The organism is Nocardiopsis alborubida, assembly GCF_012396365.1.
GTDB classification, from domain to species: Bacteria; Actinomycetota; Actinomycetes; order Streptosporangiales; family Streptosporangiaceae; genus Nocardiopsis; species Nocardiopsis alborubida.
On the sequence record NZ_JAAXPG010000012.1, the window covers coordinates 40,020 to 56,751 of the forward strand.

Here is a 16,732-nt window from a genome sequence, read left to right on the forward strand (position 1 = left end):
AAAAGTTGGAATCGCTCCCATAGGACTGGGGTGAAAAGTGTGCTCTGTGTGCTTTTGGGTGGTGTCGCCTTCCAGGAGGAAGGGTTCCGGGGGCGGGCCCCGGCCCCGCGCGTCGGACGCACCGGACACCCGTGCCACCGCGCCCGGGGCGGGCCCCGACGGCGACGGGCCCCGCGGAGCACGTGCTCCGCGGGGCCCGTCAGACGGGGGCGTCAGCCGTTCAGGGTCTCCTGGAGCAGCGGGACCAGCTCGTCCAGTGCGTGGGAGATGCCCGGGTACGAACCGCTGGAGAAGGCGTTGGCCAGCTCCATGTCGTCCAGGATGACCAGTCGGCCGTCCTCGGCGGAGGGGATGCCCTGGAGCACCGGGTCCTCGTGCAGGTGGTCCGCCGTGCCGCCGATGGGGAACATGACCGTCAGGTCCGCGTCCAGGACCTCCAGCCGCTCCGGGCTCAGGTCGACGTAGAACGCGTCGTCGGCCATCTCCCGGACCTCGGGCTTGTACTGGAAGCCCAGCTCCTGGAGCAGGTCCACCCGGGAGTCGCCGGGCACGTAGGCGCCGTACTGGCCGTCGAAGTAGGCGCCCACGGTCAGGGTCATGTCGGCGAACTCGGGGTTCTCCTCGCGGATCTGGGCGAAGCGGCCCTCCAGCTCCTCGATGAGCTCCTCGGCGCGCTCCTGCTCGCCGACCACCTGGGCGACCTGGCGGGTCTGCTGCTGCCAGGTGGTGCCGTAGGTGACCTCCACGCCGGGCGGCGGGCCGACCACGGGGGCCACCGGCGAGAGCGTGTCGTAGCGCTCCTGGCTGTTGTCGGAGCGGGTGTCGAGGATGACGTCGGGCTCCAGGGAGGCGATCGCCTCCAGGTTCGGCTCCATGGTGCCGAGCTGGACCGGCTCCTCGTCGAACATGTCGGCCGCCCAGGGCCCCACGCCCGTGCCGCCGTAGGCCTGCCAGTCGGCCACGCCGACCGGCTGCACGCCCAGCGCCAGCGCGGTCTCGGCGTCGGACCAGCCCATGGCGACGACGTTGGTCGGCTTGTCCGCGATCTCCACGTCGCCGAAGAGGGTCTCGACGGTGACCGGGTACCCCTCGGCGACCTCGCCGTCCGAGCCGCCCTCCGCGGAACCGGAGGTCTGGCCGCCGCAGGCGGCGAGCAGCAGGAGGGACAGCGCACCGGCGGCGATCGCGCCGCCGCGGGTCAGCGGACCGGGGTTCATGGGGCCTCATTCGGTCGAGTCGGTGAGCTTAGCCTTGCCTAAGCAAGGGTTATGGTGCTGGAGTCGGCGGTTTTGCGCAAGCCCGTGCCGGTGAACGCGGGAAGCCGCGTATGCCGGTAAAGCGCGGTGCGCACGGTGGTTGACGGGTCCGCGCGGCGTTCCTCGCGGGTCGTGGCCGTGTCCAGGGTCACACCGTCAGGAGTAGGCCTCGACGCCGTGGCGCCAGTAGCCGATGAAGGCGATGTCGTCCTTGGGCACTCCGTGTCGGCGGACGAGGGTGCGGCGGAGTTCGGTGGGCAGGGTGTTCTCTCCGGCGACGAAGCAGTAGGGGCGGCCTTGGGGGAGGGCGGTGGTGCGTACGGTCTCCAGGGCGAGTCGTCCGGGGACGGCGTGGGGGTCGGTGCGCGGCAGCCAGTGGACCTCTACGCCGGGTGGGGCGGCCACGGGGCGGATGTCGGTGCTGTGGGGTACTTCGAGGTAGGCCTGTCCTCGCAGGTGGGCGGGGGCCTGTTCGAGGATGGAGAGCAGGGCGGGCACGGCGCTCTCGTCGCCGACGAGCAGGTGCCAGTCGGCCTCCTCGGGCGGCAGGTAGTAGATCCCCTCGGGGTAGAGGCCCAGTTCGTCACCCGGCCGGGCGGCCAGCGCCCACGCCGAAGCCGGGCCCTCGTCCCCGTGCGCGACGAACTCGATGTCCAGTTCCAGCGCCTCGGGGTCGAAGCGGCGGACGGTGTAGTTGCGCACGTGCGGGCGCAGGTCGTCGGGCATGGCGCGGAACGCGGCCACCCACCCGTTGCCGTCGCCGCCGCTGTCGGCGACGGGCAGGTGCAGCCGGTCCTGGCCCGGCCGGGCGAAGAGGATCCGCGTGCACTGGTCCAGGCCCAGGAACTCGAACCCGCTCAGCTCCTCGCCGGTGAGCGTCACGGTGAGGAAGTGCTCGCTGGTCCGCTCGGTGCGCGCCACCCGGGTGCGGATCATGGTGCGGTGGCTCGGATGCCTGATGCGCAAGGCGCGGCCCCTTCGTTCGGGTCGGAGAGCGGCGGGTGTCGGGTTCGTCCGGTCTCGGGGTGCTGTGACCGTATACCGACAGGGGAAAGGTTAGCCTAACCAAGGTCGGTGTGGCACGGTGGTCCGGGGCCGGTGGTTCCCGGTTCCGCGGGCGCTCCGCCAGCCGACCATGGCCTAGCCTTGCCCAGGGCACGACATCGCGGGGGGAACGGGACATCGGATGAGTAGACGTCTGTACGGGGCCGCGCGCCCCGCGCCGAGCGGACGAGCCGTATGAGCGCCGCCCCCGCCCCCGCCGCCGAGCGCGAACGGCGCTCCCCCCGCACTCCCCGGCGGGAGGTCCCCGACAGCGTGCGCGCCCTGCGCCGCCGCACCCTGAGGCGCAACCGCGGCCATGTCACCGTCGGCGTGGTCCTGCTCTCCCTGCACCAGGTCGCCGAGGCCCTCGTCCCGGTGGCCATCGGCCTGACCATCGACTGGGCCGTCTTCACCGGTGACGTCGGCGCCCTGGGGATCTGCGTCGCGGGCATGGTCGTGCTCTTCACCGTCCTGGCCCAGGCCTACCGCAACGGCGCCCGCTTCACCCTGCGCGCCGTCGAGAACGAGGCGCACCTGCTGCGGGTGGAGGCCGCCCGCCGAGCCCTGGACCCGCGCGGCGAACGCAGCGGCCTGCGCGCGGGCGAGGTCCTGTCGGTGGCCACCTCCGACGCCGAGCAGGCCGCCCTGTACGTGCGCGCCTGGTCGGCGTCGATCGCCGTGGTGGTCGCCATCGCCGTCACCACCGTCGCGCTCCTGGCCATCGACGTCCCCCTGGGGGTCGGCGTCCTCGTCGGCGTCCCCCTGCTCATGCTGCTCCTGCGACTGCCCGCCGCCCGCATCACCCGGCGCAGCGAGGCCAAGCAGGCCACCGCCGCCGGGGCCACGGCCCTGGCCACGGACCTGGTCAGCGGTCTGCGCGTCCTCATGGGCATCGGGGCGCGGCACAACGCGGCCACCCGCTACCGCCGGGCCAGCACCCTCGCCCTGGACGCCTCGGTCGGCGCCGCCGCCAGCAACGGCGTCTACCGCGGCCTGGTCACCGCCGCCAGCGCCGTCTTCCTGGCCTGCGTGGCGGGCGTGGCCGGGTGGATGGCCCTCCAGGGGCGCCTCAGCGTCGGCGAACTCGTCACCGTCATCGGCCTCGCCCAGTTCCTGGCCGAACCCGTGCAGGGGCTGGGCATGGTCGGCCAGCTGTTCGCCACCGCCCGCGCCTCCGCCCGGCGGCTGGTGCGCCTGCTCAACGCCCCCGACGCGGTCACCCCGGGCGAGCGCGCCTGCGCGGGGGACCCCGTGGTCGCGCTGTCCGGGGTCAGCTACCGCACGCTGCGCGGGGTGGACCTCGAACTCGCCCCCGGCGAGCTCGTCGGCGTGCTCACCACCGACCCCCGCGACGCCGAGGCGCTGCTGGAGCTGCTCTCGGGCCGGGCCGAGCCCGCGGCCCTGGACGGCACGCTCACCGTGGGCGGCGTCCCCGTCCCCGAACTCGCCCTGGACGCCCTGCGCGAGGCGGTGCTGGTGGAGGAGCACGGAGCCACCCTGTTCGAGGGCACCCTGCGCTCCAACCTGGACACCGGTGCGTGCGGCGACGAGGAGCGGCTGCTGGACGCCCTGCGCGCCGCCTCCGCCGCGGACCTGGTCGACGGCCACCCCGAGGGCCTGGACCGACCGGTCGCCGACCGCGCCGCCAACCTCTCCGGCGGCCAGCGACAGCGCGTGGCCCTGGCCCGCGCCCTGGTCGCCGACCCGCCCGTCCTGGTGCTGCACGACCCCACCACCGCCGTGGACGCGGTCACCGAGGAGGCCATCGCCCGGGGCGCGGCCGCCGCCCGCGCGGGTGCGGCCAGGGCCACCCTGGTCGTGGCGAACAGCCCGGCGCTGCTGGCCCGCGCCGACCGCGTCGTGGTGCTGGCCGGGGGTCGGGTGCGGTGCGCGGGCACGCACGCGCGGCTGGTCGAGGAGGACGCGGACTACCGCGAGGCGGTACTGCGTTGACCGCCCCGCCGCGGACGGTCCCGCCGTGTTTCGCCGCAGACCGGAGTGCCCCGCCGCGGAGCGCGCCGCCGCGGTCCGACGCACACCGGAGCGCCCCGTCGCCGACCACCGCTCCAGGGCGCCGAGCCCCCCTTCCCCACATCCACACCCACGACCCCGAGGACGACCGATGAGCACGCCGGTGGAGGACTCCGCGAGCGAACACGGGGAGCTGCTGCCCACCGCCTCGGCCCGCCGCACGTGGGCCGTGCTGGGCGAGGGAGTGCGCGGCACCGGCTGGGGCGCCCCGCTGGCCCTGGCCACCGTGCTCGTGGGCAGCGCCGCCGGACTGGTCGCCCCCTGGGTGCTGGGCCGGATGGTCGACGACATCTCCGCGGGACGGGGGCTGGACGCCGTCCTGTCCTCGGTCCTGCTGATCGCCGGGGCGGGTCTGCTCGGCGGTCTGCTCACGGGCGCGGGCAGCTGGCTGGTCAGCCGGGTCGGCGAGACCGTCCTGGCCCGCCTGCGCGAACGCGTCATGGACCGCGTGCTGCGCATGCCCGCCGCCCGCCTGGAGCGGGTGCGCATCGGCGACCTGCTCTCCCGGGTCGGCGACGACGTCGCCGTGGTCACCGCCAGCATCGCCCGCAGCGGCCCCGACGCGGTCGTCGCGCTGGCCACCGTTCTGCTGACCGCGGTGGGCATCACCGCCCTGGACTGGCGCCTGGGCCTGGCCGCGATGCTCTGCGTGCCGGTCTACGTGACGGCCGTGCGCTGGTACCTGCCCCGCTCGGGCCCCTACTACGCCCGCGAGCGCGTGGCCATGGGCGAGCGCTCGCACGCGATGATGGGCGCCCTGCGCGGGCGCTCCGCCGTGCGCGCCTACCGCCTGGAGGACGAGCACGAGTCCCGGGTGCGCGAGCGCTCGACCGCCGCCATGGACATCACGGTCGCGGTGTTCCGCCTGTTCACCCGCTTCGGGTCGCGGCTCAACGCCGCCGAGTGCGTCGGGCTGACCGCGGTGCTGGTGGCCGGGTTCTGGCTGGTGCGCGCCGACCTGGCCAGCATCGGCATGGTCACCGCCGCCGCCCTGTACTTCCACCGTCTGTTCGGCCCGCTGATCTTCCTGGTCATGAACTTCAACGAGGTGCAGTCGGCCGGGGCGAGCCTGGCCCGCCTGGCCGGTGTGGTCGACCTCCCGGTGGAGGCCGACCCGGACGCGGAGGAGGGCCCGTCCGGTTCCTCGGTCCGCGTCGCGGGGGTCACCCACTCCTACGGCACCGGGGGCCCGGCGGCCCTGGAGGAGGTGTCGCTGGAGGTCGCCCCGGGCGAGCGCGTGGCCCTGGTCGGGGCCAGCGGTGCGGGCAAGACCACCCTGGCCGCCCTGGTCAGCGGCCTGCGCACGCCCACGGCCGGAACCGTGTACCTGGGCGGGATCCCCCTGGAGGAGCTGGGGGAGCGGCGGGTGCGCGAGCACATCTTCCTCGTCAGCCAGGAGACCCATGTGTTCGCCGGGACCCTGCTGGAGGACCTGCGCCTGGCCCGGGCCGGGGCCGACGCGGCCGAGGCGGAGGCCGCTCTGGAGACCGTCGGCGCCCTGGAGTGGGTACGCGCCCTGCCCGAGGGGCTGGACACGGTGGTCGGCGAGGGCGGGCACACCCTGACCGCCGAGCAGGCCCAGCACCTGGCGCTGGCCCGGCTGGTGCTGGCCGACCCGGACGTGGCGGTCCTGGACGAGGCCACCGCCGAGGCGGGCAGCTCCGGCGCGCGGCGCCTGGAGCGGGCCGCCGCCGCGGCCACCGCCGGGCGCACGACGCTGGTGGTGGCGCACCGGCTGGCCCAGGCGCAGACCGCCGACCGCGTGGTGGTCATGGACCGGGGCCGCGTCGTCGAGCAGGGGACGCACACCGAGCTGGTCGCGGCCGGAGGGCGCTACGCCGACCTGTGGCGCAGCTGGCAGGGCGCGCCGGACGACGGGGAACTGCTCTCCCGCTGACCGCGGGCGGGGTTCAGAGCTGGAGTTCGTTCTCCACGCGCCGGAGGGTGTGGCGGGCCATGGCCAGGTTGGCGCGCTGGCGGTCCAGCGCCAGGTAGAGGAAGACGCTGCCGTGCGACTTCTCCAGCAGGCGGATGAGGTGGTACTGGCTGCTCAGCGTGATGAGGATGTCCTCGATGCGGTCGTCGAGGCCGATCGCGCCCAGGGCGCGCGTCTTGGCGCGCACGACCTCGGTGTTGGCCGCCGCGGCCATCTCCAGGTCGAAGTGACCGCCTCCGCCCATGGTGCCCAGGGACATGCCGCTCTCGTAGTCGACGACCGCGACGCCGATGGCGCCCTCGATCCCCATGGCTTCCCTCATCGCCGTTTCGGCGTTCATGGCGTCTCCTCACGCTCGGTGTCCACCGCAGGAGCGGCGATACATGTCGAAAGTTAGCGAAACGCCTGGAGGGTGCGTAAGTGGACGGTTTGTGGCGAGGGTCCATCGTTACCACAGTGTGTTCTCTTTGCTCTGCTTTGACTGTTAAATGTCTTTTGGAGGCAATCGGACACCGGGGGGCACGTGTCGAGCACAGCTGTATCCACGGAGCGTTACCTGAGCTGTGACGGGGTCGTGGCCGCGATGCTCGTGGACCGCGCGACGGGCCAGGCGCACGCGCGATCGGGGGCGGCGTCGGCGCTGCCCGACCCCGAGCACGTGGCGGACTCCCACCACCTGGCCCTCGATCTGGCCCTCGCCTCCCGCGAACCGGCGGTCCAGGAGAGCGTGGTCACCACCGACGGCCACCACGTGCTGACCCGCACCGTGCCCTCCCCGGGTGCGGACGAGCTCCTGCTCGTCCTGGTCTTCGACCGCGCGCGGACCAACCTCGCGCTGGTCCGCTACCAGGCCGACGAGCACACCGCGGCGCTGCTCGCATGAGCGCCTCCGCGCCCCCGCGGGCCCTGGCCGAGGCGCTGCTCCGCGCCCGCGACGAGGAACTCACCGGAGCCCTGCGCCTGACCGGACCGCCCGAGGCCCTGGTCCACCTGAGCGCCGGGCGCGTCACCGCCGTCACCACACCGGCCGCGCCCACACCCGAGACCCTCCTGGTCAGGTCCGGCACTGTCCCCGCCGGGGTCTGGGCCGACGCCTACGAGGCCGCCGCCCACACCGACAGCCTGGCCCGGGAACTGCTGAGCCGCGGCGCGGTCCCGGCCGCGGTACTCGAACTCGCGTGCGCCACGGCCCTGGCGGACGGCGCCCTGGCGCTGTGCCTGTCGCCCGGGATCCGGGTGGAGGCCGTGATCGCCGACGCCGCGCCGCCGCTGCTGGGCCTGGAGCGCGGCCTGGACCCGCGGGAGGTGCTGGGCGAGGCCGGGCGCCGCCTGGCCTTCCTCTCGGACAGGTGGGGCGCGCCCGCGGAACTGGCCCGCCGCCGCCCGGTGCCCGCCGGTCCGGTACGCGACTCCCTCCCCTCCGCCTACCGGCTCCTGCTCACCCAGGCCAACGGCCGCCGCACCCCCCGGGACCTGGCCTTCGTCCTGGGCCGGGGGCTGACCGGGGTCATGGCCGACGTCGCCCGCCTCACCGAACGCGGACTGCTGGAGGCCGCCGCCCCCGACGGTGCGGACGGCCTCACCCGCCGCACCCCCGAACGCCCGGTCCGGGACGAGGGACCGTCCGCGCTGGCCAAGCGGCGCCCGGGTTCCAACGCCGTGCGCCCCGCGCCGCGGGCCTCGTCGGTCCCCGTCCCCGGGAGCGTGCGCGAACGCCTGCGCTCGCTGGAGGCCGGCCACGGGGCGGCCGGAGCGGGCGAGGGGGGGAAGGCCGGATGAGCACGACCGGACGCCCCTGGCCGGCCCGCGGCGGCGAATCCCCCGCCGGGGGACACGGGGAGGGCGGCCTGACCGCCCTCCCCAAGCGCACCCCCTCCCCGGTGCCCCGGGGCCCGCGCCCCAGGCCGGGCCTGCTCGGCCCCAAGGAGCCCGAGCCGGGGCCGCTCGCCGCCCTGCGCCGTGCGCAGCGCGCCGCGGCGCCCCTGGAGAGGGTGCGCCGCGCGCTACAGGACCTGGACGCCCACACCGGCCGCGCACCGCGGACGACCGACGAGCACGGGAGCGATTAGATGGTTCAGGGGCAGATCGCCGAGGAGCTGGCACGGCTGCGCGAGCGCGTCGTCGGCGTGACCGACAGCGCGGTGGCCGCCTCCGACGGCATGCTGGTGGCCTCCGACATCCAGGGCGGCCGCCCCCACGCGCTGGCCGCGCTCGCCGCCGCCTCCCTGGGCCTGGGCAAGCGCACCGGTGACGAGACGGGACTGGGGCCCCTGCGCGAGGTCGTCACCCGCTGCCAGGGCGGCTACGCGGTCGTCTACGCGGTCGGGATGGAGGCCCTGCTCGTCGTGCTGGGCGACGAGGGAACGGACACCGCGGCCCTGCGCCGCGAGTCCCGGCTGACGGTGGAGCGCGTGGGCTCGCTGCTGGAGGTCACCGCCGCGGGTTGAGGCCCCGAAGGCAGAGGGCCTCGCCGGGTTCGGATCGCCGTCCGAGGGGCAGCGGGCCGGTCGCCTCCCCGCCCCGGTGCGGAGCCGCGGCCGGCCGGACGGCCAGGGGGCCGGCCGGGGCCGTCGGCTCCGCGGGGCCGGTCAGGCGCCGACGTAGGCCGCGAGGTGCTCGCCGGTGAGGGTGGAGCGGGCGGCGACGAGGTCGGCGGGCGTGCCCTCGAACACGACCCGGCCGCCGTCGTGGCCCGCCCCGGGGCCGAGGTCGATGATCCAGTCGGCGTGCGCCATGACCGCCTGGTGGTGCTCGACGACCACGACCGACTTCCCGGAGTCGACGAGCCGGTCGAGCAGGCCGAGCAGCTGCTCGACGTCGGCCAGGTGCAGGCCGCTGGTCGGCTCGTCCAGGACGTAGACGCCGCCCTCCTCGGCCATGTGGACGGCCAGCTTGAGCCGCTGCCGCTCGCCGCCGGACAGGGTGGTCAGCGGCTGGCCGACCCTGAGGTAGCCGAGGCCGACGTCCTCCAACCGCCGCAGGATCCTCGCGGCCGCGGGCACCTTCGCCCCCTCGCCGTCGAAGAACGCGTGCGCCTCGGCCACCGACATCGCGAGCACCTCGCTGATGTCCCTGGCGTTGTCCGGACCGCCCAGGCGGTACTCCAGCACCTGCGGCTGGAACCTCCTGCCGTCGCACTCCTCGCACGGCGAGGCGACCGCGTCCATCATGGCCAGGTCGGTGTAGAGCACCCCGGCGCCGTTGCAGGCCGGGCAGGCGCCCTCGGAGTTGGCGCTGAACAGGGCCGGTTTCACGCCGTTGGCCTTGGCGAAGGCCTTGCGGACCGGGTCGAGCAGCCCGGTGTAGGTGGCCGGGTTGCTGCGCCGCGAGCCGCGGATCGCGCTCTGGTCCACCGACACCACGCCCGCGCCCGCGGGGAGCGACCCGTGGACCAGCGAACTCTTCCCGCTGCCCGCCACGCCGGTCACCACGCACAGCACGCCCAGCGGCACGTCCACGTCGACGTCGCGCAGGTTGTTGGCGTCGGCGCCTCGGATCTCCAGGGCGCCGCGGGGCGTGCGCACCCTCGGCTTGAGCCGGGCCCGGTCGTCGAGGTGGCGGCCGGTGAGGGTGCCGCTGGCGCGCAGCCCCTCGACGCCGCCCTCGAACACGATCCGGCCGCCGTCGTCACCGGCTCCGGGGCCGAGGTCGATCACGTGGTCGGCGATCGCGATGGTCTCCGGCTTGTGCTCCACGACGAGCACGGTGTTGCCCTTGTCGCGCAGCCGCAGCAGCAGGTGGTTCATCCGCTCGATGTCGTGCGGGTGCAGTCCGACGGTGGGCTCGTCGAAGACGTAGGTGACGTCGGTGAGCGAGGAGCCCAGGTGGCGGATCATCTTGGTGCGCTGCGCCTCGCCGCCGGAGAGGGTGCCGGAGGACCGGTCGAGCGAGAGGTAGCCCAGCCCGATCTCCACGAACGAGTCGAGCGTGTGCTCCAGCTTCGCCAGCAGCGGCCCCACCGCCGTTTCGTCGAGGTCGCGGACCCAGGCGGCCAGGTCGCTGATCTGCATCGCGCACGCGTCGGCGATGCTGATCCCGCGGATCTTGGACGACCGGGCCGCCTCGCTCAGGCGGGTGCCCCCGCACTCGGGGCAGGAGGTGAAGGTGACCGCCCGGTCCACGAACTCCCGGATGTGCGGCTGCATCGCCTCGCGGTCCTTGGACAGGAACGACTTCCTGATCTTGGGGATCAGTCCCTCGTAGGTGAGGTTGACGCCCTCGATCTTCACCTTGACCGGTTCCTTGTGGAGGAAGTCGGCGAGTTCCCCCTCGGTGTAGTCGCGGATCGGCTTGTGGGGGTCCACGAAACCCGACTCGGCGTAGACCCGCACCGTCCAGAAGCTGTCCGACTTCCAGCCGGGGATGGTGAACGCGCCCTCGGCGATCGACTTGGAGTCGTCGTAGAGCTGGGTGAGGTCGATGTCGGAGACCGTGCCCCGTCCCTCGCAGTGCGTGCACATGCCGCCGGTGCGGGTGAAGGTCTGCTTCACGGCCTTGCCGGTGCCGACCTTGATGGCGCCGCTCGCCTGGACCGAGGCGACGTTGAACGCGAACGCGTTGGGCGAGCCGACGTACGGTTTCCCGAGGCGGCTGAAGAGGATGCGCAGCAGCGAGTTGGCGTCGGTGGCGGTGCCCACCGTGGAGCGGATGTTGGCGCCCATCCGCTCCTGGTCGATGATGATCGCCGTGGTCAGCCCGTCGAGGACGTCGACGTCGGGTCTGGCCGTCGTCGGCATGAGGCCCTGCACGAAGGCGCTGTAGGTCTCGTTGATCATCCGCTGCGACTCCGCGGCGATCGTGTTGAACACCAGGGAGCTCTTGCCCGAGCCGGAGACGCCGGTGAACACCGTCAGCCGTCGTTTGGGGATCTCGACGCTGACGTCCCCGAGGTTGTTCTCGCGTGCACCGTACACGCGGATCAGGTCGTGGCTGTCGGCGGCGTGCGGTTCGGGCGCCCCCGTGTCCGCCCTGGTGGCCGTGTTCATCGTGATCTCCCTCGGTCGGGCGAGGCCTCTGCGTCGGCGTCGTCTGGACCGGCCCCACCGACGCCGGGCGACGGTGGTCGCATGTCAGCCCGAGTGAACGGTGGGGTCCGTGGTGACAACGCTAGACGGGGGAGCGGGGGCGGCGCTTCTCGATTCCTGACCGGACGTCCCGTCGCCGACAGGACGGCCCGGAGCGCCTAGTCCATGGCGGCGCGGCCGTGGCGCCAGTAGCCGATGAAGGCGATGTCGTCCTTGGGGACGCCGTGTCGGCGGACGAGGGTGCGGCGGAGTTCGGTGGGCAGGGTGTTCTCTCCGGCGACGAAGCAGTAGGGGCGGCCTTGGGGGAGGGCGGTGGTGCGTACGGTCTCCAGGGCGAGTCGTCCGGGGACGGCGTGGGGGTCGGTGCGCGGCAGCCAGTGGACCTCTACGCCGGGTGGGGCGGCCACGGGGCGGACGTCGTCGGGGCTGGGTACTTCGAGGTAGGCCTGTCCTCGCAGGTGGGCGGGGGCCTGTTCGAGGATGGAGAGCAGGGCGGGCACGGCGCTCTCGTCGCCGACGAGCAGGTGCCAGTCGGCCTCCTGCGGAGGCAGGTAGTACACGCCGTCCGCGAGCATGCCCGCCTCGTCGCCGGGAACGGCGGAGCAGGCCCAGGCCGAGGCCGGACCGGCGTCGCCGTGGTCCACGAACTCGATGTCCATCTCCAGCGCCTCGGGGTCGAAGCGGCGCACCGAGTAGCTGCGCACGTGCGGCTGGCTGCTCGGCGGCATGGCGCGGAGCTGCTCGAACCATCGCTTGCCGGCGTCGGCGGGCATGTGCAGCCGGTCCTGGCCCGCGCGGGGAAGGAACAGGCGCACGAACTGGTCCCGGCCGAGGAAGGCGAAGTCGGCCAGCCCGGCGCCGCCCAGGGTCACCGTGACGAAGTGCTTGCTCAGGCGCTCGGTCCGCACCACGCGGGTGCGGATCATGGCGCGGTGGCCGGGCTGTTCGACGCGCACGGGACCTCTTCCTTGTACGGGGCACGGGGGCGGACCGCCTTCAGGTGAGGTTAGCCGAACCTTGCCCGGCCTGGGCCGTCGGCAGGAGGGCCGTGGTCCGCCCGCGCGGGTACGGGGCGGGCGTTCGCCGGGAGTCCACGGCTGTCCGGGCCGCTCGGTCCGCCGGTGCGTGCGGGTCTTCCCGGTGTCGGACTGGGAGAAGGAGCCAGTACACCCCTTGTGTCCTATTTCTGAATCTACGTCGTAAAAGTAGGGCTTATGTTCTTCCCGCTCACGGAAGGACTCCGGCACGACCCGACACCAACGGGGCCGGACACCCGTGCGACGGGTGTCCGGCCGGGCCAGCGAAGGGATTCAGGAGGCCAGGAGGTAGATGACGGACGCGAACAGGGCCGCGATGGTGCCGATGAGCGTCTTGATCACGGTCCAGGTCTTGAACGTCTGGCTCACGCTCATGCCGAGCAGCCGACCGATGAGCCAGAAGCTGGCGTCGTTGACATGGGAGAGCACCGAGGAGCCGCCCGCCAGGACGATGACCACGGCTGCCGCCTGGAGCGCGTTGAGGTCAGCCGCCACGACCGAGGCTCCCAGCAGACCGGCCGCGGTGGTGATGGCGACGGTGGCGGTGCCCAGCGCCACGCGGATGACCGCCGCGACGATGAACACGGCCAGCACCAGCGGAAGCCCGGTGTCGGCCAGCACCCCGGCCAGGGCGTCGCCGATACCGCTGGCCAGCAGCACCGCGCCGAACATGCCCCCGGCCCCGGTGATGAGCAGCACGGGCGCGATGGGCTTGAGCGCGTTGTCGAGCATGTCCTCGACCAGGCTCAGGCTCTGGCCGCGGCGTGTACCCAGAGCCCACACCGACACCAGGACGGTCACCAGAAGCGCGATGGGGGTGGCCCCCATGAGCTGGACGAGCGCAACCCAGGTGGCCTCGCCGTCGACGGCGCCGAGGTCGGCGGCGGTGCTCACCCCGGTGTTGAGGAAGATCAGCACCAGGGGCAGGGCGAGCAGGAGCATCAGGGTGGAGACCCTGGGGGGTTCGGCCGGTCCCTGCTCTTCGTCCGCTCCTTCCTCGCGGCGCGGACCGCCCATGGCCAGCTCGGGTATGGGCAGCACGATGCGGCGTCCGATCCACACGCCGTACAGGTAGCCGCTCAGGTACCAGGTGGGCACCGCCACGACGAGGCCGACCAGGACCACCACGCCCACGTCCGCGCCGAGCAGCACGGTGGCCGCGACCGCGCCGGGGTGCGGTGGCAGCAGCACGTGCATGGTCGAGAGCGCGGCCGCGGCGGGCAGTGTGTAGACGAGCACGCCGCCGCCCAGTCTGCGCGCCACGGCCATGATGATCGGCAGCATCACCATGAAGGCGGCGTCGAAGAAGATCGGGAAGCCGAACATCAGCGAGGCGATGCCCAGGGCCAGCGGTGCGCGTTTCTCACCCAGGCGCCGGATGAGCGCGCCGGAGAGGGCCTCGGCGCCGCCGCTGACCTCGACCAGACGGGCGAACATCACCCCGAAGGCCAGCAGGAGGCCCACCTCGCCCAGGGTCGAGGCGAAGCCCTCGGTGAGCACGTCCAGTACTTCGTGGGGTTCGATGCCGGTGGCGAAGGCCGTTCCCAGGCTCACCAGTACCAGGGCGATGATCGGGTGCGCCTTCAGCCGCATGATGAGCAGCAGCAGGCACAGCACCGCGACCGCCGCGATTCCGAGGAGGGCGCCCACGCCCATGGCGGGTTCGGTGGCGGTCATGTCGACTCCCCCCGACCCTCGAGGACCGTCCACGCGCCTGTCGCGAGCATGTTGTCTCACCCCTTGGTCTTCGTTCCGGTTCCGGGCACGGGTCCGGTACGTCCTGGAGGAACGGTCGGCCCGGGTCCCGGGGGACTCTAGGGAGAAGTGGGGCGCGGAGCTAGCTTGTGTTCACATGCGACTTTTTGGTCGTAAAGTTACCGCGGGGTTACGGGGAGTCAAAGAGATGTCGGGAGCGCGCGGTGGTCGGTCCCCTTGCGGCGCCGGTTCCGCGGACCCGGCAGCGGCCCGCGCCGGGCGCGGGAGCCGTCCGGGCCCGAACGCGCCCGGGTGCCCAGGGCGACGTGCTCCGGCAGGCCGCGGGACGGGACTGTCCTCGCCGTCCCGGAGAATCGGCGTATGACACAGTCAGAACACCGACACCACGCCATCGACTACCTGGAGCTCACGGTCACCGACCTGGACCGGGCGCGGCGCTTCTACTCCGAGGCGTTCGGGTGGCGCTTCAACGACTACGGCCCCGGCTACGCGGGCATCCAGAACCCCGGGGGGCCGGACGCCCCCGAGGTGGGCGGCCTCGCGCTGGGCGAGGAGACGCGCGCGGGCGGCCCCTTCGTCCTGCTGTACTCGGCCGACCTGGACCGCTCCGTCAAGGACGTGGAGGCTGCGGGCGGCCGTGTGGTGCGGGGCCCCTACGCCTTCCCCGGCGGGCGCCGCTTCCACTTCACCGACCCCAGCGGCAACGAACTGGGCGTTTGGGCAGAGGCCTGATGGGCGGGCAGGCGCCCGAGGTGGGCGACCACGCCGTGGAGCACCTGGCCGCGACCCTGCGCCGCCGTCGGGAGGAGTTGGCGGGCGCGAGCGGGGTGCGGATCGGAGGCGGCCTGGTCGTGCACGCGCTCAGCACGCACATGTGGGCGGGGGTGCCGGTTCCGGCCGTGGCCTGCCACGCCTCCGTCGACCCGCTGCGCCTGCGCGCCTCCGCCGGGCCGGTGACCTGCCGCCGGTGCCTGGCCCAGAGCGGTCAGGAGCGCCAGCGGCAGGTGCCCGGACAGACCGCGCTGGAGCTGTGACCGGCCGCGGCCGGTCACCCGCTCCCCTCGCGTTCCTCCGCCGTCGCGGTCGTGCGGGCCCGTCCCGTGCTCGGGTCCGCCCCATGCCCTTCCGCCGCCCGGCTCAGGAGGGGCCGGGCGCCTCTTCACGGTCGGGCGCCCCTTCGCGCCCGGTGTGACGGGCGACGGCCTCGTTGAGGACCGCGCAGGCGCGGCGCAGGTCGGCGGGGTGCGCGGACCCGTAGCCGAGGACCAGCCCGTGTACGGTCGGGGCGCCGTGGCTGGCCCGTGAGGTGTCGTCGACCAGGACGCCCCGTTCGGCGGCCTCGGCGACGACGGGGGCGACCGCGCGGGCGGGCAGCGGGAGCAGGACGTGCAGGCCCGCGGTGTCCCCGACGGGGCGCGTGGCGAGGAGGTCGATCAGCAGCCCGCGGCGGCGGGCGTACTCCAGGCGCATGCGGCGCAGGTGCCGGTCGAGGTCGCCGCGTTCCAGCAGCAGGGCGGTCGCGGCCTGGACCGGGACGCTGGTGCGGTCCGACAGGTCGTGGCGGACGGTGGCCAGGCGTTCCAGCAGCGGGGGTTCGGCGACGATCCAGCCGATGCCCAGGTCGGGTGAGAGGGTCTTGGAGAGGGTGCCGAGCAGGATGACGCGGTCGGGGTCCAGGCCGTAGAGGGCGGGCAGGGGCGCCACGTCGTAGCGGAACTCGGCGTCGTAGTCGTCCTCCACGACCATCGCCGCGTTCTGGCGGGCCCAGGCCAGGAGGCGTTCGCGGCGCGGGATGGGCAGCCGTCCGCCGAGGGGGTACTGGTGGGCGGGTGTGGTGTGGACGAGGGACAGGTCCTCGGGCAGGTGTTCGGTGAGGATGCCTTCGTGGTCGACGGGGCAGGGGAGCACGTGGGCTCCGCGGGCGGCCAGGATGGTACGGGCCTTCTGGTAGCCGGGCTCCTCCACGCCCGCTCGGGTGCCCGCGCCGAGCAGGGCGGCTCCGACCAGGTCCAGGCCGTTGCCGGTGCCGCGGGTGACCATGACGTTCTCGGGTCCGATGCGTACTGCGCGGGTGCGGCGCAGGTGGTCGGCCAGGAGCGCGCGCAGCCGGGGCAGGCCGCGGGGGTCGGGGTCGTCGTCGAGGGGGTGTTCGGCCGCGTGCCGCCATGCCCGGCGCCAGGCGGCGCGGTCGTGGTCGCGGACCCAGGGCGCGCCGGGGCGCAGGTCGATCATGCCCTGGTGGCGGGCCTGTTCCCGGGAGGTGCGCGGGGAGGTCGTTCGCGCGGCGGGGGCTGCGGTGGCGGACAGGGGGCCGTGCCCGCTGGCGTCGTCGTTCCCGCAGGGGGCGTGTCCGTCGGCGGCGGGAGCGGGGGGTCCGCTGGTGGTGGGCGGTGAGCCGTCCTGGGCGACGAACGTGCCCGAGCCGTGGCGTCCCTCCAGCCAGCCCTCGGCGTAGAGCTGCTGGTAGGCCTCGGTGACCACGGTCCTGCTCACGCCCAGCTGCGTGGCCAGCGCGCGGCTGGAGGGCAGGCGCTCCCCGGGGGCGAGCGTCCCGCCGGACATGGCCTCGCGCAGTGTGTCGGACAGCTGCACCGTGAGGGGTCGGGCGGCGGAGCGGTCGAGGTGGAGGGTCGGTTCGGCCAGGCGGCGGGGCACAGTGGTCCTTCGTTTTCGGGCAGAAGTGGCCAT

Annotated in this window: 15 protein-coding genes; 8 read left to right on the forward strand and 7 right to left on the reverse strand. The window is 73.8% G+C overall.

What is annotated here, in order from left to right; translation table 11 throughout:
• Positions 1-212: 212 nt before the first annotated feature.
• Positions 213-1,217: an iron-siderophore ABC transporter substrate-binding protein gene (locus HGB44_RS14115; protein ID WP_061078718.1), complete on the reverse strand. Its 1,005-nt coding sequence runs from the start codon at positions 1,215-1,217 to the stop codon at positions 213-215.
• A 195-nt stretch (positions 1,218-1,412) separates the two neighbouring features.
• A complete protein-coding gene (locus tag HGB44_RS14120) occupies positions 1,413-2,192 on the reverse strand; it encodes a siderophore-interacting protein (protein ID WP_082768199.1) in 780 nt (259 codons plus the stop codon).
• Positions 2,193-2,495: 303 nt separating this feature from the next.
• On the opposite strand from HGB44_RS14120, the gene HGB44_RS14125 reads away from it, so the two are divergent.
• Both HGB44_RS14125 and HGB44_RS14130 read left to right on the forward strand, forming a co-directional pair.
• On the forward strand, positions 2,496-4,253 hold the full coding sequence (locus tag HGB44_RS14125; protein ID WP_061078719.1) for an ABC transporter ATP-binding protein: 1,758 nt from the start codon (positions 2,496-2,498) through the stop codon (positions 4,251-4,253).
• 169 nt (positions 4,254-4,422) lie between these two features.
• Positions 4,423-6,228, forward strand: a complete 1,806-nt coding sequence (locus HGB44_RS14130; RefSeq protein ID WP_061078720.1) for an ABC transporter ATP-binding protein — start codon at positions 4,423-4,425, stop codon at positions 6,226-6,228.
• A gap of 13 nt (positions 6,229-6,241) precedes the next feature.
• Here HGB44_RS14130 and HGB44_RS14135 read toward each other — a convergent pair whose 3' ends face one another.
• Positions 6,242-6,607, reverse strand: a complete 366-nt coding sequence (locus HGB44_RS14135; RefSeq protein WP_061078721.1) for a hypothetical protein — start codon at positions 6,605-6,607, stop codon at positions 6,242-6,244.
• Between the two features lie 183 nt (positions 6,608-6,790).
• Here HGB44_RS14135 and HGB44_RS14140 point away from each other — a divergent pair, with 183 nt between their 5' ends.
• From HGB44_RS14140 to HGB44_RS14155, 4 genes are read left to right on the forward strand one after another with little or no spacing between them, the layout of a single operon-like run.
• Positions 6,791-7,150: a hypothetical protein gene (locus tag HGB44_RS14140; RefSeq protein WP_231972237.1), complete on the forward strand. Its 360-nt coding sequence runs from the start codon at positions 6,791-6,793 to the stop codon at positions 7,148-7,150.
• Complete coding sequence (locus tag HGB44_RS14145) at positions 7,147-8,046, forward strand: hypothetical protein (RefSeq protein ID WP_061078723.1); 900 nt, start codon at positions 7,147-7,149, stop codon at positions 8,044-8,046. The genes HGB44_RS14140 and HGB44_RS14145 overlap by 4 nt, the downstream gene beginning before the upstream one ends.
• Positions 8,043-8,336 carry a hypothetical protein gene (locus tag HGB44_RS14150; RefSeq protein ID WP_061078724.1) on the forward strand — a complete coding sequence of 98 codons (294 nt, stop codon included), beginning with the start codon at positions 8,043-8,045 and terminating at the stop codon, positions 8,334-8,336. The genes HGB44_RS14145 and HGB44_RS14150 overlap by 4 nt, the downstream gene beginning before the upstream one ends.
• Positions 8,337-8,714 (forward strand): roadblock/LC7 domain-containing protein, encoded by a 378-nt coding sequence (locus HGB44_RS14155; protein ID WP_061078725.1) that lies wholly within the window; start codon positions 8,337-8,339, stop codon positions 8,712-8,714.
• Between the two features lie 141 nt (positions 8,715-8,855).
• Here the strand turns inward: HGB44_RS14155 and HGB44_RS14160 are convergent, their stop codons facing one another.
• The 3 genes from HGB44_RS14160 to HGB44_RS14170 all read right to left on the reverse strand — a co-directional run bounded on the left by HGB44_RS14160 (position 8,856) and on the right by HGB44_RS14170 (position 14,005).
• Complete coding sequence (locus HGB44_RS14160) at positions 8,856-11,252, reverse strand: ATP-binding cassette domain-containing protein (protein WP_061078726.1); 2,397 nt, start codon at positions 11,250-11,252, stop codon at positions 8,856-8,858.
• A 197-nt stretch (positions 11,253-11,449) separates the two neighbouring features.
• Complete coding sequence (locus HGB44_RS14165) at positions 11,450-12,247, reverse strand: siderophore-interacting protein (RefSeq protein ID WP_082768197.1); 798 nt, start codon at positions 12,245-12,247, stop codon at positions 11,450-11,452.
• A gap of 354 nt (positions 12,248-12,601) precedes the next feature.
• Entirely contained in the window at positions 12,602-14,005 is a 1,404-nt protein-coding gene (locus HGB44_RS14170; protein ID WP_061078727.1) for a GntP family permease, read from the reverse strand.
• 399 nt (positions 14,006-14,404) lie between these two features.
• On the opposite strand from HGB44_RS14170, the gene HGB44_RS14175 reads away from it, so the two are divergent.
• Together HGB44_RS14175 and HGB44_RS14180 are read left to right on the forward strand one after the other, a co-directional pair.
• A complete protein-coding gene (locus HGB44_RS14175) occupies positions 14,405-14,776 on the forward strand; it encodes a VOC family protein (protein WP_061078728.1) in 372 nt (123 codons plus the stop codon).
• The gene (locus HGB44_RS14180) at positions 14,776-15,078 is read left to right on the forward strand and encodes a hypothetical protein (protein ID WP_061078729.1); all 303 of its coding nucleotides are present in this window, start codon (positions 14,776-14,778) and stop codon (positions 15,076-15,078) included. The genes HGB44_RS14175 and HGB44_RS14180 overlap by 1 nt, the downstream gene beginning before the upstream one ends.
• Positions 15,079-15,181: 103 nt before the next feature.
• Here HGB44_RS14180 and pdxR read toward each other — a convergent pair whose 3' ends face one another.
• Entirely contained in the window at positions 15,182-16,699 is a 1,518-nt protein-coding gene (pdxR, locus tag HGB44_RS14185) for a MocR-like pyridoxine biosynthesis transcription factor PdxR (RefSeq protein ID WP_061078730.1), read from the reverse strand.
• Positions 16,700-16,732: the final 33 nt, after the last annotated feature.